General features: G+C 50.5%; 16 protein-coding genes and 1 pseudogene. 10 read left to right on the plus strand and 7 right to left on the minus strand.

Annotation, left to right across the window (positions count from 1 at the left end; all coding sequences use genetic code 11):
* Positions 1 to 175: 175 nt before the first annotated feature.
* From NL510_RS06870 to NL510_RS06880, 3 genes are all read left to right on the plus strand, one after another.
* Positions 176 to 475, plus strand: a complete 300-nt coding sequence (locus tag NL510_RS06870; RefSeq protein WP_253382753.1) for a hypothetical protein — start codon at positions 176 to 178, stop codon at positions 473 to 475.
* A gap of 222 nt (positions 476 to 697) precedes the next feature.
* Positions 698 to 2,239 carry a peptide MFS transporter gene (locus tag NL510_RS06875; RefSeq protein WP_253382756.1) on the plus strand — a complete coding sequence of 514 codons (1,542 nt, stop codon included), beginning with the start codon at positions 698 to 700 and terminating at the stop codon, positions 2,237 to 2,239.
* A gap of 60 nt (positions 2,240 to 2,299) precedes the next feature.
* Positions 2,300 to 2,521, plus strand: coding sequence for a zinc ribbon domain-containing protein (locus NL510_RS06880; RefSeq protein ID WP_253382758.1), 222 nt, complete (start codon positions 2,300 to 2,302; stop codon positions 2,519 to 2,521).
* Here the strand turns inward: NL510_RS06880 and NL510_RS06885 are convergent.
* From NL510_RS06885 to xseA, 3 genes are read right to left on the minus strand one after another with little or no spacing between them, the layout of a single operon-like run.
* Positions 2,518 to 2,868 carry a protealysin inhibitor emfourin gene (locus NL510_RS06885; RefSeq protein WP_253382766.1) on the minus strand — a complete coding sequence of 117 codons (351 nt, stop codon included), beginning with the start codon at positions 2,866 to 2,868 and terminating at the stop codon, positions 2,518 to 2,520. The genes NL510_RS06880 and NL510_RS06885 overlap by 4 nt on opposite strands.
* On the minus strand, positions 2,869 to 3,888 hold the full coding sequence (locus NL510_RS06890) for a M4 family metallopeptidase (protein WP_253382774.1): 1,020 nt from the start codon (positions 3,886 to 3,888) through the stop codon (positions 2,869 to 2,871). It lies immediately after the preceding gene.
* A gap of 58 nt (positions 3,889 to 3,946) precedes the next feature.
* Positions 3,947 to 5,320 (minus strand): exodeoxyribonuclease VII large subunit, encoded by a 1,374-nt coding sequence (gene xseA, locus NL510_RS06895; protein WP_253382776.1) that lies wholly within the window; start codon positions 5,318 to 5,320, stop codon positions 3,947 to 3,949.
* Positions 5,321 to 5,478: 158 nt separating this feature from the next.
* Between xseA and guaB the strand changes: the two genes are divergently transcribed.
* The 4 genes from guaB to NL510_RS22785 all read left to right on the plus strand — a co-directional run bounded on the left by guaB (position 5,479) and on the right by NL510_RS22785 (position 10,764).
* Complete coding sequence (gene guaB / locus NL510_RS06900; RefSeq protein ID WP_253382784.1) at positions 5,479 to 6,945, plus strand: IMP dehydrogenase; 1,467 nt, start codon at positions 5,479 to 5,481, stop codon at positions 6,943 to 6,945.
* A gap of 69 nt (positions 6,946 to 7,014) precedes the next feature.
* A complete protein-coding gene (gene guaA / locus NL510_RS06905; RefSeq protein WP_253382786.1) occupies positions 7,015 to 8,592 on the plus strand; it encodes a glutamine-hydrolyzing GMP synthase in 1,578 nt (525 codons plus the stop codon).
* A 1,478-nt stretch (positions 8,593 to 10,070) separates the two neighbouring features.
* Entirely contained in the window at positions 10,071 to 10,586 is a 516-nt protein-coding gene (locus NL510_RS06910; protein WP_301308592.1) for an autoinducer binding domain-containing protein, read from the plus strand.
* Positions 10,573 to 10,764: a helix-turn-helix transcriptional regulator gene (locus NL510_RS22785; protein WP_301308593.1), complete on the plus strand. Its 192-nt coding sequence runs from the start codon at positions 10,573 to 10,575 to the stop codon at positions 10,762 to 10,764. The genes NL510_RS06910 and NL510_RS22785 overlap by 14 nt, the downstream gene beginning before the upstream one ends.
* A 14-nt stretch (positions 10,765 to 10,778) precedes the next feature.
* On the opposite strand, the gene NL510_RS06915 is transcribed toward NL510_RS22785, so the two are convergent.
* The 4 genes and pseudogenes from NL510_RS06915 to NL510_RS06930 all read right to left on the minus strand — a co-directional run bounded on the left by NL510_RS06915 (position 10,779) and on the right by NL510_RS06930 (position 14,348).
* On the minus strand, positions 10,779 to 11,417 hold the full coding sequence (locus NL510_RS06915) for an acyl-homoserine-lactone synthase (protein ID WP_253382804.1): 639 nt from the start codon (positions 11,415 to 11,417) through the stop codon (positions 10,779 to 10,781).
* A gap of 586 nt (positions 11,418 to 12,003) precedes the next feature.
* Positions 12,004 to 12,300, minus strand: a complete 297-nt coding sequence (locus NL510_RS06920) for an aminoglycoside phosphotransferase family protein (protein WP_436299125.1) — start codon at positions 12,298 to 12,300, stop codon at positions 12,004 to 12,006.
* 191 nt (positions 12,301 to 12,491) lie between these two features.
* Positions 12,492 to 13,122: pseudogene (locus NL510_RS06925) on the minus strand (IbrB-like domain-containing protein).
* The gene (locus NL510_RS06930) at positions 13,119 to 14,348 is read right to left on the minus strand and encodes a phosphoadenosine phosphosulfate reductase (RefSeq protein ID WP_253384790.1); all 1,230 of its coding nucleotides are present in this window, start codon (positions 14,346 to 14,348) and stop codon (positions 13,119 to 13,121) included. Before NL510_RS06930 ends, NL510_RS06925 begins: the two are co-directional and overlap by 4 nt.
* A gap of 451 nt (positions 14,349 to 14,799) precedes the next feature.
* Here NL510_RS06930 and NL510_RS06935 point away from each other — a divergent pair, with 451 nt between their 5' ends.
* The 3 genes from NL510_RS06935 to NL510_RS06945 are packed head-to-tail and all read left to right on the plus strand — an operon-like array spanning position 14,800 to position 19,663.
* Positions 14,800 to 15,696 carry a transporter gene (locus NL510_RS06935; RefSeq protein ID WP_253382806.1) on the plus strand — a complete coding sequence of 299 codons (897 nt, stop codon included), beginning with the start codon at positions 14,800 to 14,802 and terminating at the stop codon, positions 15,694 to 15,696.
* Positions 15,697 to 15,710: 14 nt separating this feature from the next.
* Entirely contained in the window at positions 15,711 to 16,499 is a 789-nt protein-coding gene (locus NL510_RS06940; RefSeq protein WP_366518937.1) for a hypothetical protein, read from the plus strand.
* A gap of 20 nt (positions 16,500 to 16,519) precedes the next feature.
* Positions 16,520 to 19,663: an efflux RND transporter permease subunit gene (locus NL510_RS06945; protein WP_253382808.1), complete on the plus strand. Its 3,144-nt coding sequence runs from the start codon at positions 16,520 to 16,522 to the stop codon at positions 19,661 to 19,663.
* Positions 19,664 to 19,672 lie beyond the last annotated feature (9 nt).

The following is a 19,672-nucleotide window of genomic DNA, read 5'->3' on the forward strand; positions in this document are numbered from 1 at the left end:
CCCCGGCCAGATGGTTCTGGCATCAGTGAAGGCTGTATTACTTTCTTACTTTCGCGTGATTTTTATGTGGTTCGTGCAGCGTTACTAAAAGCCCACCGTCACCGTATTTTACAGGGGAATAAACTGTGGGCTTATGGTGAAGTAACGGTGATCGGTAATACGTCAGGGAGTTGCGATGTCGCGCCCGGCTAAGTGGTCGTTACACCTGCTGGTGTTTTTGGCAATCACATTTTTCCTGATGCTTTCAGGGATATTCGGCCCGCTGGCCGAAAGCCTCAAATATACCGTCACAAATCTGATGAATTACATCTCAACTGAAAAGCTGGAGCTTTATCCTGATCGCGTAGAGGATAACTATTTCACTATGTATAAACAAGCACAGTGTAAGTTACCGAAAGGTATACGACTGACTCTCGGGGCATGTTTAATCAATCGCGGGTCAACCTGCATCATGGCGCCTGCTTTCTCTGTGTGATGTCAATCACTCTTCCCTTCCAACCCTGTTTAAATCTAAGAAACTAGACAGCCATCGAGTTTTCACCTTAAAGTCCCGGGTTCGGTTCTGGATAAAATGAGCACCGGGTTATCAAATGGTTAACCAACTTTTCGCCGTATGTAAAAAATCGATCGGAGACGTAACCGTTCGGCGTACATACTGGTGTTAGCAAGCACGACGACATACCTTTTCGGGAGAATTATGCAATCCTCTGTTAATCAAAAAGAAAGCCGAACTTTCTTCGGCCATCCCTATCCGCTCGGGTCGCTGTTTTTCACCGAGATGTGGGAACGCTTCTCGTTTTACGGCATTCGTCCATTACTGATCCTGTTTATGGCAGCCACCGTTTATGACGGCGGGATGGGGCTGGCGCGTGAAAATGCCTCGGCAATCGTGGGTATCTTTGCCGGAACCATGTATCTGGCCGCGCTGCCGGGCGGCTGGCTGGCGGATAACTGGCTCGGCCAGCAGCGCGCCGTCTGGTACGGTTCGATTCTGATTGCACTCGGCCATCTGTCAATCGCGCTCTCTGCCTTTATGGGCGATAACCTGTTCTTTATCGGCCTGATGTTTATCGTACTCGGTTCGGGTCTGTTTAAGACCTGTATCTCGGTAATGGTGGGCACGCTCTACAAAAAAGGCGATGCGCGTCGCGACGGCGGTTTCTCGCTGTTTTATATGGGCATCAACATGGGGTCGTTCATCGCCCCTCTGATCTCCGGCTGGCTGATAAAATCTCACGGCTGGCACTGGGGCTTTGGTATTGGCGGAATCGGCATGCTGGTGGCGTTAATCATCTTCCGCGCGTTTGCCGTTCCGTCGATGAAACGCTACGACCGTGAAGTCGGGCTGGACTCGACCTGGAATAGCCCGGTGGTGAAGCGTAACGGCGTGGGCGCAGGGTTGATCACGCTGGCGGTGGGCGGTGTGGTGATTGTTACGCTGATTGCGCAGGGCGTGATTGTGATTAACCCGGTTGCGGTTGCCAGTACGCTGGTATACGTGATCGCGGCGTCCGTTGCGCTTTACTTCATCTATCTGTTCCTTTTTGCCGGTCTGAATCGCAAAGAGCGCGCCAGACTGCTGGTTTGCTTTATTCTGTTGGTTTCTGCGGCGTTCTTCTGGTCCGCGTTTGAGCAAAAACCGACCTCGTTTAACCTGTTTGCCAACGACTACACTGATCGTATGATCGGGGATTTTGAAATCCCGGCGGTGTGGTTCCAGTCGATTAACGCCCTGTTTATTATCCTGCTGGCACCGGTGTTTAGCTGGGCATGGCCAAAGCTTGCCAGCAACAATATTCGTCCGAGCAGCATCACTAAGTTTGTTATCGGTATTCTTTGTGCGGCGGCGGGCTTTGGCCTGATGATGCTGGCGGCGCAGAACGTATTGAGCAACGGCGGTGCTGGCGTGTCTCCGTTCTGGCTGGTGGGCAGTATTTTAATGCTGACGCTGGGTGAGTTGTGCCTCAGCCCGATTGGGCTGGCGACCATGACGCTGCTGGCTCCGGAAAGAATGCGTGGTCAGATGATGGGTCTGTGGTTCTGCGCCAGCGCACTGGGTAACCTGGCCGCAGGCCTGATTGGCGGCCACGTGAAGGCTGACCAGTTGGACATGCTGCCGGATCTCTTCGCGCATTGTTCCATCGCCCTGGTTATCTGTGCGGCTGTACTGATCGTACTGATTGTTCCGGTGCGCCGCATGCTGGAAAATACCCAGACAAAACCGGCCGCTGAGGCCTGATTTTTCGCTTAAAATGCCGGGACAGATTTTCTCTCCCGGCCACACCTTACAGGAGTAAGCATGTCGATAACCTGCCCGGATTGCCACGCGGAACTGGCGCCACAAAATGGGATAGCGCACTGCGATAACTGCAATAAAGAGATCCCATTAGACGCGCGCTGCCCGGAATGCCATACGCCGCTCCAGGTGCTGAAAGCTTGTGGTGCGGTGGATTATTTCTGCCAGAACGGCCACGGACTCATCTCGAAGAAACGCGTGGAGTTCGTCAGGGCCGGAGATTAATCGCACACGCAGCCTTCGCCCTTTTGCCACAGTTCAATCAGCGATTCCGGTGCTTCCTGTTCAGGCACCAGCACAATTATATCAGCGTATTGCGCCTGATTGTGCTGGCTCCAGAAGATCTGAATGCGAAAATAGCGCTGATCGCCCCTTCCCGCTGACGAGGCCTGACCGGGCGGTTGTCCGCGCGGAAGAGCCTGTTCCAGTATGCTTACCACGCGCTGGCGCTGCGCGTCGTTAAGAGAGGAGAGCGTGATGGTACGCTGGCCGCTCAGCTTTGGAATAAAGGCGACGCCGCCTTCCCGGGCCAGCTCAACCACGGCGTCATCCGTTAGTTCCGGGATCTGCATTTACAACACTCCTACTTGTTCCCACGCTTGCCTGATGGCCGCCGCAACCTCGCTGCCGGCGCGTTTTTCCCCATGTGCAATCGTCAGTTTTGCAAAGGCGTCGAAGTCGGCATCTTGTGCCAGCGTGCGATCGCAAACCGTGTCGTACCAGGCATAACCCACTTTTTCCCAGGCATAGCCGCCAACGGCGGTCGCGGCAAGGTAAAACGCGCGATTAGGAATGCCGGAGTTGAGATGCACGCCGCCGTTATCCTCCCGGGTTTTGATAAAATTCTTCATATGGCCCGGCTGGGGATCTTTACCGAGCAGAGGATCGTCATAGGCGGTGCCGGGAGCCGACATAGAGCGCAACCCTTTACCGTTTATGCCTTCAGCCAGGAGCCCTTCACCAATCAACCAGTCTGCTTTATCGACCGTCTGCTTAAGATGATACTGTTTAACCAGCGAGCCAAACACGTCTGAGAGGGACTCGTTCAGCGCGCCCGCTTGCTCAAAGTAAATAAGCCCGGCTTCGGTCTCGGTGACGCCGTGGCTGAGTTCATGTGCCACTACGTCTATGGCAAGGGTGAAGCGGTTAAATATCTCCCCGTCGCCATCGCCAAAGACCATCTGCTGACCATTCCAGAAGGCGTTTTGATACTCCCGTCCGTAATGAACGGTACCGGTCAGAATCAGGCCCTTATTATCGAGTGAATCACGCTGATAATTTTTCCAGAAGAAATCGTGGGTAATACCTAAATACTCGTAGGCTTCATCCACCGCTACATCGCCGTTGGACGGCTGGCCTTCATAACGCACCTGCGTACCCGGCAGCTCCTGGGCCTGTTTTGCATCGTAAATATCGCGCTCCAGCTGACCGGCTCTGTTCACATGCGGCGCGGCGGGTTTACCCGGCATATGCGCCATCAGCGCCTGCACATGGGTTAACGTCTGCCGGGCGCAGCGCTGCTGCGGCTCAGAACCGCTTTCAATAATACGACGAAGAATATACGGGGGAATGACGCTGTTAAGATGGGGCATGCTGCTCTCCTTATTAAAAAAGGGAATAGCAGGAGTATAGTTTGTAACCGGCGAGGAATTATCCGGTTTTGCGCTGACGCGTTTTTTTCGCCGGTTTAATCTGTTTTACTTCGCTCTCTACCCAGCCGTCAGACAGTCGGGTGGTCAGGACATCACCGGCTTTCACCTGCTTCGTTTGTTTCAGCACTTTGCCATCGGTGGCGGTGGTGACGCTATAGCCGCGCGCCAGCGTGGAGAGGGGGCTGACCGCCTCCAGATGGGTGACGGCATTACCAAAGCGCTCGCGGGTAGCGCTGAGCCGCGCGCGGATATTGTCCGCCAGACGATACTCCAGCTGCTGGATACGCGTTTGCGCACGATAGATTTTCGGCTGCGGGTTTTGCTGGTTAAGGTGCTGGGTGAGGCGCTGTTGACGAGATACCACGCGCTTGAGCTGGTTATCCAGCGCAAGGTTCATGCGTTGACGCAGTCGCTCCAGTACGGTTTGCTGGCGCGCCAGGCGTAATTGCGGATGCTGTTGTTGCAGGCGATGATAAAGCTGAGTAAACCGGCGGGTACCGTTGGCAAGGTAATAATCCATTGCCATTTCCAGACGCTGCTGACCGTTCTGGATCTGGCGCAGTAATTCCAGCTGATTACGGCTCACCACTTCCGCCGCGGCAGAGGGCGTCGGGGCGCGTAAGTCTGCGACAAAATCCGCAATCGTCACGTCCGTTTCGTGCCCAACGGCGCTCACCACCGGGATCCGGCTTGCGAAAATCGCCCGTGCTACGCGCTCGTCATTAAAGCTCCAGAGATCTTCGAGCGAACCGCCGCCGCGCCCAACGATTAAAACGTCGCACTCCTGACGCGCATTCGCCAGTTCGATAGCACGGACAATCTGGCCAGGTGCATCGTCACCCTGAACGGCGGTCGGGTAAATGATAACGGGCAGGGAAGGATCGCGTCGCTTCAGCACGTGCAAAATATCATGCAGCGCCGCGCCGGTTTTTGAAGTGACAACCCCAAGACAGTGGGCAGGTGAGGGTAGCGGCTTTTTGTCCTGCTGGTCGAACAACCCCTCTTCTGAGAGCCGGGCTTTAAGCTGCTCGTACTTTTGCTGCAGTAAACCTTCGCCCGCAGGCTGCATGCTCTCAACGATAATCTGATAATCGCCGCGCGGCTCGTACAGAGTGATAGTGGCGCGAACCAGAACCTGCTGACCATGCTGAGGACGAAACGTCACGCGGCGATTGCTGTTGCGGAACATCGCACAGCGCACCTGAGCGGTGTCGTCTTTCAGCGTGAAGTACCAGTGTCCGGATGACGGTTGCGTGAAGTTGGAAATTTCACCGCTGATCCAGACCTGTCCTATTTCCTGCTCAAGCAGCAAACGCACCCTTTGGTTAAGGCGGCTAACGGTATAAATTGAGGGGGATTGAGAGGATAACATGTGAGCGGGATCAAATTCTAAATCAGCAAGTTATTCAGTCGATAGTAACCTGCTGGGAGGCAATCGCAAGCATTTTTTCAAAAAAGTGTAGATGCAAACGGTTACGCTCTGTATAATGCCACGGCAATATTTAACCACCCAGGTCAGAGATATTGCCCATGCTACGTATTGCTAAAGAAGCACTGACGTTTGACGACGTCCTCCTCGTTCCCGCTCACTCCACCGTTCTGCCGAATACTGCCGATCTCAGCACGCAGTTAACGAAGACCATTCGCCTGAACATTCCTATGCTCTCTGCGGCAATGGACACCGTGACTGAAGCGCGCCTGGCGATCGCCCTGGCACAGGAAGGCGGCATTGGCTTTATTCATAAAAACATGTCTATTGAGCGTCAGGCTGAAGAAGTTCGCCGCGTGAAAAAACATGAATCCGGCATTGTGTCTGACCCCCAGACCGTTCTGCCAACCACCACCCTGCATGAAGTGAAAGCCCTGACCGAGCGTAACGGCTTTGCCGGTTATCCGGTGGTGACAGAAGATTACGAGCTGGTGGGGATTATCACCGGTCGTGACGTGCGCTTTGTGACTGACCTGAACCAGCCTGTCAGCGTATACATGACGCCAAAAGAGCGTCTGGTTACCGTGCGTGAAGGCGAAACGCGTGAGGTGGTACTGGCTAAAATGCACGAAAAACGCGTTGAGAAAGCGCTGGTTGTGGATGCCAGCTTCCACCTGCGCGGCATGATTACCGTTAAAGATTTCCAGAAAGCAGAACGTAAACCTAACGCCTGTAAAGACGAGCACGGCCGTCTGCGCGTCGGCGCAGCGGTTGGCGCGGGTGCGGGCAATGAAGAGCGTGTTGACGCGCTGGTTGCTGCAGGCGTTGACGTGCTACTCATTGACTCCTCTCACGGCCACTCCGAAGGGGTTCTGCAACGCATTCGTGATACCCGTGCGAAATACCCTGACCTGCAGATAGTTGGCGGTAACGTCGCGACTGGCGCAGGCGCGCGCGCGCTGGCTGACGCCGGTTGCAGCGCGGTGAAGGTGGGTATCGGCCCAGGCTCCATCTGTACCACCCGTATCGTGACCGGCGTGGGCGTTCCGCAGATCACCGCCGTTTCTGACGCGGTTGAAGCGCTGGAAGGTACCGGTGTTCCGGTTATCGCTGACGGCGGTATCCGCTTCTCGGGCGATATCGCTAAAGCTATCGCCGCTGGCGCCGCTGCCGTGATGGTGGGTTCGATGCTGGCCGGTACAGAAGAATCCCCGGGTGAAATTGAGTTGTTCCAGGGCCGTTCTTATAAATCTTACCGTGGTATGGGTTCTCTGGGCGCCATGTCTAAAGGTTCCTCCGACCGTTACTTCCAGACCGATAATGCAGCTGACAAGCTGGTCCCGGAAGGTATCGAAGGCCGCGTGGCCTATAAAGGCCGCCTGAAAGAGATCATTCACCAGCAGATGGGCGGGCTGCGCTCATGTATGGGCCTCACTGGCTGTGGTACTATCGACCTGTTGCGTACTAAAGCGGAATTTGTACGTATCAGCGGTGCGGGTATCCAGGAGAGCCACGTTCACGACGTGACGATCACTAAAGAGTCCCCGAACTACCGTCTGGGCTCCTGATTTTCTTCGCCCGACCTTGCGTCGGGCGATTTATTTTACTCTGTTTCACTTGCCTCGGAATTAGCGTCAATGACGGAAAACATTCATAAACATCGCATTCTTATCCTGGACTTTGGTTCTCAGTACACTCAACTGGTGGCGCGTCGCGTGCGCGAACTGGGCGTTTACTGTGAGCTGTGGGCGTGGGATGTTACGGAAGCACAGATCCGCGAATTCAACCCAAGCGGTATTATTCTTTCCGGCGGCCCGGAAAGCACCACCGAAGAGAATAGTCCGCGCGCGCCGCAGTACGTATTCGAAGCAGGTGTTCCGGTATTCGGCGTGTGCTACGGCATGCAGACCATGGCAATGCAGCTGGGCGGTCACGTTGAAGGGTCTAACGAACGTGAGTTTGGTTACGCGCAGGTTGAGGTGGTTACCGATAGCGCGCTGGTGCGCGGCATCGAAGACTCCCTGACGGCAGAGGGCAAACCGCTGCTGGACGTGTGGATGAGCCACGGCGACAAAGTAACGGCTATCCCGTCTGACTTTGTGACCGTTGCCAGCACCGAAAGCTGCCCGTTTGCCATCATGGCGAACGAAGAAAAACGCTTCTACGGCGTGCAATTCCACCCGGAAGTGACGCATACCCGCCAGGGGATGCGCATGCTGGACCGCTTCGTGCGTGATATTTGCCAGTGTGAAGCCCTGTGGACGCCGGCAAAAATCATCGACGATGCCATTGAGCGTATTCGCCAGCAGGTGGGCGATGATAAGGTGATCCTCGGCCTGTCCGGCGGCGTTGACTCTTCCGTGACCGCGATGCTGCTGCATCGTGCTATCGGCAAAAATCTGACCTGCGTATTCGTGGACAACGGACTGCTGCGTCTCAACGAAGCCCAGCAGGTTATGGACATGTTTGGCGACCATTTTGGTCTGAATATCGTTCACGTGGAAGGCGAAAAGCGCTTCCTTGACGCGCTGGCGGGGGAAAACGATCCGGAAGCGAAACGTAAAATCATCGGCCGCGTGTTTGTTGAAGTGTTCGACGAAGAAGCGCTGAAGCTGGAAGACGTGAAATGGCTGGCGCAGGGCACTATCTATCCGGACGTTATCGAATCCGCGGCTTCCGCCACCGGTAAAGCGCACGTTATCAAATCTCACCACAACGTGGGCGGACTGCCGAAAGAGATGAAGATGGGCCTGGTTGAACCGCTGCGTGAGCTGTTTAAAGATGAAGTGCGTAAGATTGGCCTTGAGCTGGGCCTGCCGTATGACATGCTTTACCGTCACCCGTTCCCGGGCCCGGGACTCGGCGTTCGCGTGCTGGGCGAAGTGAAGAAAGAGTACTGCGACCTGCTGCGTCGTGCGGATGCTATCTTCATTGAAGAGCTGCACAAAGCTGATCTGTATAACAAAGTGAGCCAGGCGTTCACCGTGTTCCTGCCGGTTCGCTCCGTAGGGGTGATGGGCGATGGCCGTAAATACGACTGGGTTGTCTCCCTGCGTGCGGTTGAAACCATCGACTTTATGACCGCCCACTGGGCACATCTGCCGTATGACTTCTTAGGCCGCGTGTCTAATCGCATCATCAACGAAGTTAACGGTATTTCCCGCGTGGTGTATGACATCAGCGGTAAGCCACCTGCGACCATTGAGTGGGAATAAGCCGATAACCCTTCCTGGGATTTCATGAACAGGTGAAACTGTAATCAACCCTCTGTTTTTACAGGGGGTTTTTATTTATGTGCATTCATGTTTCCTCACTCCAGTTCACACTTTTTAGCGGTATTTCTCACGGTATCGCCTTAAGTAAGGTGGTGCGGACAAAACTGGATTTGCTGTAATGATGAAGGGGTCCTGCGCTTATCTGAGATAAACGAAAGTCAAACTGGCTCACCTGTCCTTTAGGACAGTTTTATTATTATCCTTTTTGTCTATACTAAAAAAAATACCTGACCATTAAGCTTCCGTCATAAGACTTAGTGGTCAGGCGGTCAAAGACCATCCAATCACTTACATACAAGCGGTACTATACAATAATTGAAGCATTGTGTATAGAATGCAAGCAGTATCCAGACATTGAAAGCGTAAAAAATCGACAAGCATCAATAAGTTGCAGTTTACCTGTTGCTATTTTTTGTTTAAACAGCGAATATGTATAGTTGCTTAGCAAAAAAAAGATGTGTTTTGGTTCGTTTTCGCCAGTTATATACACTCGTGTGTGTTAAGACACGACCCTGGCATTCGATGGCAAGTACCATTGAGAATGCATACTCCTGGCGTCCGGTTATCATCTGCGCGTTTACCGCTGCCCCACGATGCGCGTTACTGTTGCAAATTTCGCGATGAGGTGCTGAAAGTGTCTCCCCACGTAAAAAACTCTGCTCCTTAAATGCATCTTGACGTCTGAAGTAAAATAATACGGTCTGACCTTTCCTTGGTGCAAGCATCACTTACAATCCTTCGATCGTAACGTAAGCTGTCTTCATGAAGTAATACCCGGTATGGCATCACTTTCAGGTGTTAAAGCAGACAGATAAACAAATAAGAAGCTTGCTGTCCACGGACATACCAGTCTGCACCGATTTGGGGATTGAGATGGATATTCACCTTATCTACGTAAAATACCGGATGCCATATCACTTCGCTCAGAGTAGGAATAAATAATGTATATGTTGCCACTAATCTACCTGTAGATTTTAATATTTCAGCCAGATTGCTGTAACTATAGGATTTTTATTCTACGAATCAAGTACGGATATATTTATTACTGTTAGCAGGCTCATTTTCCAGAAAAATTATTTTTAGTTTAGCTTAACAGGCGCTATACGATTCCTGATAATTAATATCACTCGAGCGCAAAAAAAGGTGCACATTGGCGAACAACGCAGGAATTTTTTTACCACGCATTCAGCTATAACGTAGAAAAGGTTGATGTGACGTAAGTGAAATTAGAGAAGTCAGTGCTCTGGATTAAACCAACAGTAAAGGAATAATTAGTCTTAACAAAAATTTTCCACAGGTAGCATTCTTTCATGCAGTCAGTAGCACTATTATTGACGAAATATTGGTTTGATAGGGTGATTTTAGTGTAAAACAGCATTATACTTGTTTACTCACGTATCTCAAAGGAAATAACTGACATGAAGGATGTATATTATAACGACAAAAAAATCAATTCGTTAATTCAGAAAGAACTGGATATATTCTTTAAGGACTACGATGGTACTATCTATGCTTATCTGATAATGAATAAGAAAAACCCTGCACAAATTAGAATAATTAATAATAGCCCTGCATGGTTTGATATTTATACGAAAAGGAATTATCAATTTGTTGACCCTGTTATCATTCGAGCTTTACGCAGCGTTGATGATTTTTCTTGGGAGAACAGCATCATCTCCTCGGGTTTTTACAACCTTACGCGAATTTTTAATGAAAGTTTGAAATATGATATCTACCAGGGAAGAACATTTCCTCTGCATGACTATCAGAACAATCTGGCTGTGCTATCCATTGTAAATCACAAAGATTCTGGTATTGACATGGAAAAAGATCGTTCGCGGTTCACGATCTTTTTCATTCAGTTACATCAGAAGGTGCTCAATCTTTATAGCCAATCTCATCAGAAAGAGAACGTTTTTTTTGTCACCGCGTGAGCGGCAAGTACTCAAGTGGGTTAGCACCGGGAAAACGTATGACGAAGTTTCAGTTATTTTGTCAATTTCAGAGCGCACGGTGAAATTTCACATGGGTAATGTAATGAAAAAACTCGGAGTAAACAACTCCAGACATGCGGTGAAACTTGGAACAGAACTTCGGTTGCTGGAAAATTGAGCCATAATCACCGGTTACAAGTGGCGTAAATGGTGGAGCATATCACGAAGCCAGCCGCTGGCTTTGTCTGTGCCTATAATATCTTCGATTATGCTCATATTGGCAGGCATGAAAATATAATAAATAACTTCCCTTTTTTCTGATAAACCTTTCTGAATAACTTCTACATTCCAGTTCGCCTGGCGAAATAAGGCATACATTCCGCGACTGGCCACTGCATACATCCCCCGATAATTTTTCTTCATGCAATAAATAATCATTGCGAGAAACAGCATCTTACTGGCTGGCAAACCATGTAGAGTTGCAGAAAAACGCCTTTCTTTATCTATAAACAGGCGGCTGACTTCACAGCAGGGGATATCTGTGGGGACAGAGATTTTATCATCAAAGTAATCATGAAAAACTTCGCTGATCATTGTTGGCTGCGTCGAATCTATAAATCGTGCCCCACATAGCAAATGTCCGCCATGCATGCCCAGCAGGTAGGTCGTGTTTTCGTTGTCAAATTTATCCTTTTCCAGGCCTTCAGTGCATTCGACTTTCCAGCCGAGCCGCTCCCGAAAGGTTTTCCTTCTGAGTCTATAGAGTTCGGTCGCTAAGTTCGGCGGCAATTCATTGTGATCATTTACTAAAAACTCAATTACAGAACTCATTTTTTTCTCCTGATAATTATATCTCGAATTACTTAATACCTGTCCTTTTGGACGGCTTTTCTTGCTACGAATTTTCGCTATACTAAAAAAAACTGACTCTATAGCTCCTTGACATCCAGCGTGTTACCGTATCAAGTTGTGTAAGTAAAAGTTCTTGTTCGGCGTTTGAGATGCTGAACCTTTTTGCTTACAAACAATAAATTGTACTGTTAAAGAAATCTAATTTCGCTAACAGTGCCCGTGCTTAATAAATCTCCTTGCCAGGCACACATTAGTATACGAGCTGTCACATTAAGGGATTAATCAGGTGATACACTGTTTTTTTGCTATTGTGCCAGGTCAGGGCTTTGATAAAGATCTCCTACATAACGTCTCCATTATCCTGGTTATGTTGTTGCCCAGAGTGTCCGTTAATATATGGCTTATGCCCGGAGTCTGCGCGAATGCCAAAAGATGATGACATTGCGGGGTATTTTCGTTGATCACACGTATGTTATTCGCCTGGTACTGTGACTGAATAAGTCTCTGCGCTGCCAAAAACAGCCCACAAGATGCCGCAGATTAATTAAACATCTTCAGTCCTAACTTAATCAAATTTTAAGTGTATTATTACAATATGAAATCTGAATTGACAGGCGGGACCCGTGGCACGCTCCAGAAGCATTGCCGCACTTTCATGGGAAATAATCTGTGCGGCTCCATTTCCTGCCCACCATGCCATAAGTGCATTACCTCTTTTTTCTTTCTGGTCACCGGTTATTTTTAGCATCGCTTTTATACCATCGATCGATGTTTTAACCGGGAGGCGTTGTGAAGTATGTGTTACGAATGGTGAGCCGTCCGGGATGAGTTTCCAGCGGCTCAGCCAGAGTTCGAATTGTATTCATTCATAATTCTTTATCTCTCTGTCGGTCAGGGGATTGTTTACGGCAGACTCCTGAGCGTCTACCGTCCTTAGCTTTACCTGCTTCCTGAATGCTCAATTTCATAACCTGTCGGTAGTACAAGACATCCAGCAACTGCTGTTTTAGCGTCTAATAATAGCCTGACAACCCCCCTAAACGATAAACGAGCCTATTTCACCGTCCAGGCTTGTGAAAAATCCCGTTCCTGAAACATCTCCATCAGGCCGCTGATTTGCTTTAGCCGTAAAACTTCGTCCCTGTCCATTCCCAGCTCTGTCGCTATTTTTTTATCATCCCAGCTAAGGCGGGCCAGCTCCTGGACGATGGTGGACATTGCCTGTATCTGGTGCTGTCCTCTGGCGCGATTATGGCGAATGGTGGCAGCAATACGCTGGGTTTTATCGGATGCGCTGGGGCCGACCGTGACAACCGGAATATAACCCTGCAGGCGCTGGCGCAACTTGCTCCGCTGTCGGGCAAGCGAAAAAACGGTGAAACCCGTCAATCAGCGTGTAATGGCTGGCTTTGTCCTGCCAGACCACCAGGGGTTGGGTAAACCCGGAACGCAGAAGAGAGGTATAAAGCAGACGATTTTCCGCAGGCGCAACCTGATTGGGGTTATAGTTATTTTCTTCAACCTCTGTGGCGCAAACCCACTGTACGCAATCAACGGGTTCCTCACTGAATGGGCTGAACTGATGTAGCAGCGTTCTGATGCGGTTGGATACCTCAATTTTTTCTTTATCTGGCATATCTGCTATTAACTCAGTGAGTGCATCAAGCAGCAAGGTTAGTGTCATAGCAACCTCCATTCCAGCCGCTTCTCTTTTGTTTTCTGACAATAACGCGCGTAGTGGCTGGCTTTTGTTGGACTAAACGACAGCGCGCGGCACCAGAAATCATTACGCAGTAACACTTTGCAGATGCGACGCCATGACGGTACATCTTTACAGCCAAGATCATTTTCCTGCTCATCGGGAATGTCGCGGGTGAAACCGTGGTTTTGATACCAGTGCAGGTAGACGCTTATCTTATTTCGATAATGCTCTGCAGTGCTTTCTGGCAGGCTGTCGAGGATAAACATGGCATAACTCCGCCAGGTGGCATGGCTTTTCGGCCGGGTGAGTTGTCGTACGGCGAAGAACTCACCGTGCCGGTTAGCATAAAGTTTCCCGCAATTAGCCCCGGCGACGCGATGGCAAAGCAGTGCCCAACGTTCCGGCTCCAGCGTATGGTAGAGCCACAACCCTTTTCGCTGCTCAGGACCAAAAGGTTCGCAAACCCGCATCAAACTCAAAGGCACACCAGCCTGATACATCAAGTCATATAGCGGGTTATAGGGCTTGCCGGTTCTGGAAATCCAGGTCCAGATATCGTCTGTTTTCCAGTCATAAAGCGGGTAAATATTCCACGTATATCCCTGTGTCGTCGCGGTTGTCCACGGCATATCATTGGCATAACGTTGTTTACGTTTACTGGTTATAGACTGGAACCGCTGTAACGACTCATCCGCACGGATGCCGACAAGCATGGCGGCAGGACGGCCGACAGAAAACCAGATCGCAAAAGCCGGGACGAACTCTTCAAATGTCATATTCTGACGATAAAAAGGAAAGAAATGAATATCGGTAATCGCCTGTTCCGGCGGCTGGCGTACCCAGGCGGTATCCGGCTGCCAGCATATCCATTCAGGCTCGTACACAGAAACAGCGTTAGGCGTAGAAAGGGGGAGTGCCACCCAATAGAAGGCTTCAATCACATCGTGATAGGCGCTGCGCAAGTTTTCCACATGCTCGATGGTATAAGAAAATTGCGCTTCCCAGTCGATGAACAAAACATGAAATCGACGGTTTAGTTTCTGCGCACAGGCCGCTGCCAGGTGCAACAATATTGTCGAATCTTTACCGCCAGAGAATGACACGCAAATACGTTGAAAGGTATTAAATGACCAAAGCAGGCGTCGCTGTGCTGCTTCCAGCACATTATAACCAAGCATTATTTTTTGCGTCATGGGCTCCTCCATAATTAGACGTGCAATAACAAGTGTATCAGCTTTTATTTTATTTTTTGTGAGGTGGTAGGTAACACGAGTAACAATGTGTATTGTCAGTATCAAATTCATTGACATCCTGTATGCTTTTACTTAATGCGGTATTAATGTGATGTTTTATTATTTTTAAGTGTAATAATTTGTTTTTATACCGGGCTGTTCGGGGAGTTTTGCGTAGCCTCTACCGCCTTTAGCCTATTGATTTTTCTTGTCAGTATGTAATACTTCGCGGGTGAATTTGTAAAATCCCTTCAATTAATAATCCCTCTGCGACTTTTTTTGCCTGTAGGTTCGTGTACACCGTCATTTGTATATCAGGAACGAACCATGTTTATTTTTGATTCATCACCCGTGATATTAAATACCAGGTGTTTGTTAGCGCCCGGGGATGTATATCCCAATCTGACTATCATTCCAGGGGGCTAATATGAGAGGGAGAATAAAATCATTTATACTTTCCGTTGCTATGACTGGACTGGCGGGCGTTGTCGGCCTGTTTTCGGGCGCAGCGTTAGCCGACAATGCGCGCGACTGGCAAAATCTTCCTAAAGACATAAATCTCGCGTTTGGTTATTACGACACGATGAATGTTGATGCGCCTGGCGTAAATGTCGACGCGGATGTGTTCCTTTTCCGCTATGCAAGATCGTTTGATATTGATGGCCGGATTTCGGCTGTTCAGATAATACAACCCTATACCCGGCTATCTGCTTCGCTTGAAGATTTACCGCATCTGGGTAATTTCGAGAATGAATCGCTGGGCGACACACAAATTATTTTCGCTCATGGCCTGCTGGGCAATCCAGCACTATCTGTCAGTGAGTTTCAGCGGTGGAAGCCAGAACCTTTCCTGACGGCGGCAATGTGGCTGACCGTACCCGATGGACAATATGATAAACATCAGGCCTTGAATTCCGGTGCGAATCGCTGGGCATTTAAACCTGAACTTGCCTCTGGTTATCCTGTTGGACCGGTCTGGCTGGAGTTAAATAGCTGGGTAAGTTTTTACACCGATAACGACGAATATCTGGGCGACAACACTTTATCGCAAAGACCGCAATATGCCGCTGAAGGCCACATTAGCTATACGCTTTCACCAGCCGCGTGGTTTTCTCTTGATGGCACCTGGAGCGGAGGAGGTGAAACAAAAGTCAATGGTGATTTAGAGGATAACGAACAAAACAACGTCATTGTGGGTACCACGCTAGGATTCCAGTTAACCCCACAATTTGGCGGGCTGATAGCCTGGAGTGATACTGTTCAACATAATCCGGATTCACCGGATGTTGATGGCTGGACGTTCCGCTTACAGTACGTATGGTAACCAGGACGTGCAAAATGAAATATAAAACTGTACTAATGTTTTTTCTGCTGGTTTATTCAGTCAGTATGCCATTACGGGCTCAGGAAAGTGCCGCCAGCGTGGCGAACCAGTCTAATAACCCTTTACACCCGGCGGCATCGTTGTCATTACAGGACTACTATACGCCTGAACTTTATGACAGCGATCGGCATACCAACGATCTTATGTTACGCGCGACAGTTCCCGTTGCGCCCGGCATCATTCCCGTGCCGCAGATCTTGCGAATGTCGGTTCCGGTTGCAACCCGCCCTCAATTTACTGGCGGTTACGACACCGGCATCGGTGATATTAATCTCTTTGATATCTTCCTGCTGAAATCTAAAGGCGTAAAGCTTGGCGTTGGTCCGTTAATAACCGCTAATTCCGCCTCCCGGGATGAACTGGGAACCGGGAAATGGCAGGGCGGTTTATCCGCCGTTGCTGCTCAGGACTCAAGCGTAGGGGTATTCGGCGGCCTGGTGCAGTGGCAGAAAAGTTTTGCCGGAGAGGATAACCGGTCCAATGTCGAGTCCATGACGCTACAGCCGTTCGTATTTTATAACCTCCCTCAGGGCTGGTATTTACGCTCATCCGGGATCATGAATTATAACCTCGAGAATGATGATTATTATCTCCCCGTTGGGCTGGGGATAGGACGTGCCTGGAAAAGCCAGCGAAAAATCATTAATACCTTTATTGAACCGCAGTGGACGGTAGCGCACGAAGGTGAGGATTTACCGAAATTTATTGTATTTGCAGGTGTTAATATCACCTTCATGCAATAAAAAATACAGGAAGGTGTATTATGTCCGGATTCTTTATTGAACGACCAATATTCGCCTGGGTCCTGGCTATTTTATTAATGATGATGGGAGGGCTGGCGGTATTAAAACTCCCGGTAGCGCAGTATCCCAATATTGCACCCCCGCAGGTGGTTATTTCAGCCAGCTGGCCTGGTGCGGATGCCAAAACCGTCGAGGACAGCGTCGCGCAGGTTATCGAGCAAAATATGAATGGGCTGGATAACCTTCTGTATATGGCATCCAACAGCGACTCATCCGGAAATGTCTCTGTTACGTTGACCTTTGATTCAGGAACCGACCCGGATATCGCCCAGGTTCAGGTGCAGAACAAACTCCAGTTAGCAATGCCGTTGCTGCCGCAGGAAGTACAGCAGCAGGGGATCAGCGTGAAAAAATCCAGCAGTGGTTTCTTGATGGTGCTGGCCGCAATTTCACAAGATGGCAGCATGGATCAGAACGATCTGGCGGATTTTATTGCCTCTACCATTAAAGATCCCGTTAGCCGCACGGCGGGCGTTGGCGATGTTCAGCTTTTTGGTGCGCAATACGCAATGCGCGTCTGGCTGAAACCCCACAAGCTCTGGCAGTACCAGTTAACAACGTCCGATGTGCTCTCCCAGATCAAAGCGCAAAATAACCAGATTGCGGCAGGACAATTGGGCGGCGCGCCGGCCGTTCCCGGCCAGCAGTTGAATGCCTCGATCATTGTCCGTACACGGCTGACCAGCGAGACTCAATTTGGTCACATCCTGCTAAAAACGATGCCGAATGGTGCATCGGTCCGTCTTGATGATGTTGCGGACATTTCAATGGGGGGGGAAAACTATAACGTCATCGCCCGTTTTAACGGCAAACCCTCTGCTGGCCTGGGCATCAAGCTCGCGACGGGGGCAAACGCGCTGGACACGGCGAAAGCGATCAGGGCGCAAATTGACAGGATGCGGCCGTGGTTTCCTCAGGGCGTTAAGCTGGTTTATACCTACGATACAACGCCGTTCATCACCCTCTCTATACAGGAAGTATTCAAGACTCTGTTTGAAGCTATCGTGCTGGTCTTCCTGGTGATGTTTCTTTTTCTGCAGAACCTGCGTGCCACCTTTATCCCGACGATGACCGTCCCCATCGTGCTACTGGGGACGTTCGCCATTCTCCTGGCGATGGGATACTCGATCAATACCTTGACGATGTTTGGCATGGTACTGGCAATCGGTCTGCTGGTTGATGATGCCATAGTGGTGGTGGAAAACGTCGAGAGGGTGATGGCGGAAGAGGGATTATCCCCAAAAGCGGCGACGCATAAATCCATGAAGCAGATCCAGGGCGCTCTGGTGGGGATCGCCATGGTTCTGAGCGCAGTATTTGTCCCTATGGCTTTTTTCGGCGGTTCAACCGGGGTTATATACCGGCAATTTTCCGTCACCATCGTAGCCTCTATGCTGCTGTCGGTACTGGTGGCGATGATTTTCACTCCAGCACTGTGTGCGACGCTTCTGAAACCTCATCAAAATGAGGAGGGAAAAAAGGGCTGGGCAGGAATATTTAACCGTAAGTTTGCCCGAAGTACGGAACATTATTGCAGTAGCGTCCGGCAGATGTTGGGCGCGACCCGCCGCTATATGGTGGTCTGGCTGTTGCTGTGTGCGGTGCTGGCGGGGCTTTTCTTACATCTTCCTTCCGCTTTTTTGCCTGAAGAAGATCAAGGCGTATTTCTGACGATTGCCACCCTGCCTCCCGGGGCGACGCAGGGGCGAACGCAGAAGGTGCTGGACAGTATCTCTCGTTATTATTTGACCCAGGAAAAAAACAGCGTGGAGTCTGTTTTCACGGTAAACGGATTCGGGCTCAGCGGACGCGGGCAAAACAACGGGCTGGTGTTTGTTCGACTCAAACCCTGGGAAGGGCGACAGGATGAACAGCAGGGCGTACAGGCCATTGTGCGTCGCGCGACCCACGCGTTTCGCGCGATTCAGGATGGTATGGTTTTCGCCTTTAACCTGCCGGCGATCACCGAGCTGGGAACGTCAGCGGGGTTCGACATGGAATTAATCGATCGTTCTGGCGTGGGGCACCAGAAATTAATGGCCGCCCGAAATGCTCTGTTTGGCCTGGTGGCGAAACATCCTGACGTGCTGGTTCGCGTGCGCCCGAACGGGCTGGATGACACGCCGCAGCTTAAAATTGACGTTGATGAGAAAAAGGCCCAGGCCTCTGGCGTGTCCGTTTCGGATGTCGATAGCACCTTCGCGACCGTACTCGGTAGCAGCTATGTCAATGATTTTGTTGATCGTGGCAGGATTAAAAAGGTGTACGTACAGGGCGATGCGGCGTACAGAATGCTGCCGGAGCAGACGAAACAGTGGTATGTCCGCAGTAATACCAATGAGATGGTGCCGCTTTCATCGTTGGCCAGGACGCGCTGGATAAGCGGGTCTCCGCGTCTTGAACGCTATAACGGGTTGTCCTCACTGGAGATTCAGGGTGAAGCCGTGCCGGGGAAAAGTACCGGGGACGCAATGCAACTTATGGAAGCGTTGGTCAAACAATTGCCGGGAGGCGTTGGGGCTGAATGGACGGGGATGTCATACCAGGAACGCCTGGCCGGTCACCAGGCGCTGTGGCTTTATCTGATTTCCATGATTGTGGTTTTTCTGTGTCTGGCCGCATTGTATGAAAGCTGGAGTGTTCCTGTCGCTGTGATTCTGGTCGTGCCTCTGGGCGTGTTTGGCGCGGTACTGGCGGCGATGCTGTGCGCTAAAAATAACGATATTTATTTTCAGGTGGGTTTGTTGACGACGATCGGTCTGTCGGCCAAAAACGCCATTCTTATCGTTGAATTTGCTAAGGAGCTGCTTGAAAAAGAGGGGTATTCGGCGGTTGATGCGGTGCTGGAAGCGGTACGCATGCGGCTACGCCCGATATTGATGACCTCTCTGGCGTTTATTCTTGGCGTCCTGCCGCTGGTGCTCAGTAGCGGCGCTGGCGCTGGGGCGCGAAAAGACGTCGGGATTGGCGTGTTAGGCGGCATGACCTCGGCCACCCTACTGGCAATATATTTCGTGCCGGTCTTCTTTATTGTCGTGAATCAATTCTTCTGTGGGCCTGCCCTTATGCGAAATAATAAGGAGGCGCTCTCACCACATAGTTAATTATTGAAT

Source organism: unidentified bacterial endosymbiont (assembly GCF_918797525.1).
In the GTDB taxonomy this organism is placed as follows: domain Bacteria; phylum Pseudomonadota; class Gammaproteobacteria; order Enterobacterales; family Enterobacteriaceae; genus Enterobacter.

Excerpts from the sequence above, each read along its gene's own strand:
- NL510_RS06945 (WP_253382808.1), top strand. The coding sequence starts at position 16,520 with ATGTCCGGATTCTTTATTGAACGACCAATATTCGCCTGGGTCCTGGCT.
- NL510_RS06890 (WP_253382774.1), bottom strand. The coding sequence starts at position 3,888 with ATGCCCCATCTTAACAGCGTCATTCCCCCGTATATTCTTCGTCGTATT.
- guaA (WP_253382786.1), top strand. The coding sequence starts at position 7,015 with ATGACGGAAAACATTCATAAACATCGCATTCTTATCCTGGACTTTGGT.
- NL510_RS06875 (WP_253382756.1), top strand. The coding sequence starts at position 698 with ATGCAATCCTCTGTTAATCAAAAAGAAAGCCGAACTTTCTTCGGCCAT.
- NL510_RS06940 (WP_366518937.1), top strand. The coding sequence starts at position 15,711 with ATGAAATATAAAACTGTACTAATGTTTTTTCTGCTGGTTTATTCAGTC.
- NL510_RS06935 (WP_253382806.1), top strand. The coding sequence starts at position 14,800 with ATGAGAGGGAGAATAAAATCATTTATACTTTCCGTTGCTATGACTGGA.
- NL510_RS06880 (WP_253382758.1), top strand. The coding sequence starts at position 2,300 with ATGTCGATAACCTGCCCGGATTGCCACGCGGAACTGGCGCCACAAAAT.
- xseA (WP_253382776.1), bottom strand. The coding sequence starts at position 5,320 with ATGTTATCCTCTCAATCCCCCTCAATTTATACCGTTAGCCGCCTTAAC.
- NL510_RS06870 (WP_253382753.1), top strand. The coding sequence starts at position 176 with ATGTCGCGCCCGGCTAAGTGGTCGTTACACCTGCTGGTGTTTTTGGCA.
- NL510_RS06885 (WP_253382766.1), bottom strand. The coding sequence starts at position 2,868 with ATGCAGATCCCGGAACTAACGGATGACGCCGTGGTTGAGCTGGCCCGG.
- NL510_RS06910 (WP_301308592.1), top strand. The coding sequence starts at position 10,071 with ATGAAGGATGTATATTATAACGACAAAAAAATCAATTCGTTAATTCAG.
- NL510_RS06915 (WP_253382804.1), bottom strand. The coding sequence starts at position 11,417 with ATGAGTTCTGTAATTGAGTTTTTAGTAAATGATCACAATGAATTGCCG.
- guaB (WP_253382784.1), top strand. The coding sequence starts at position 5,479 with ATGCTACGTATTGCTAAAGAAGCACTGACGTTTGACGACGTCCTCCTC.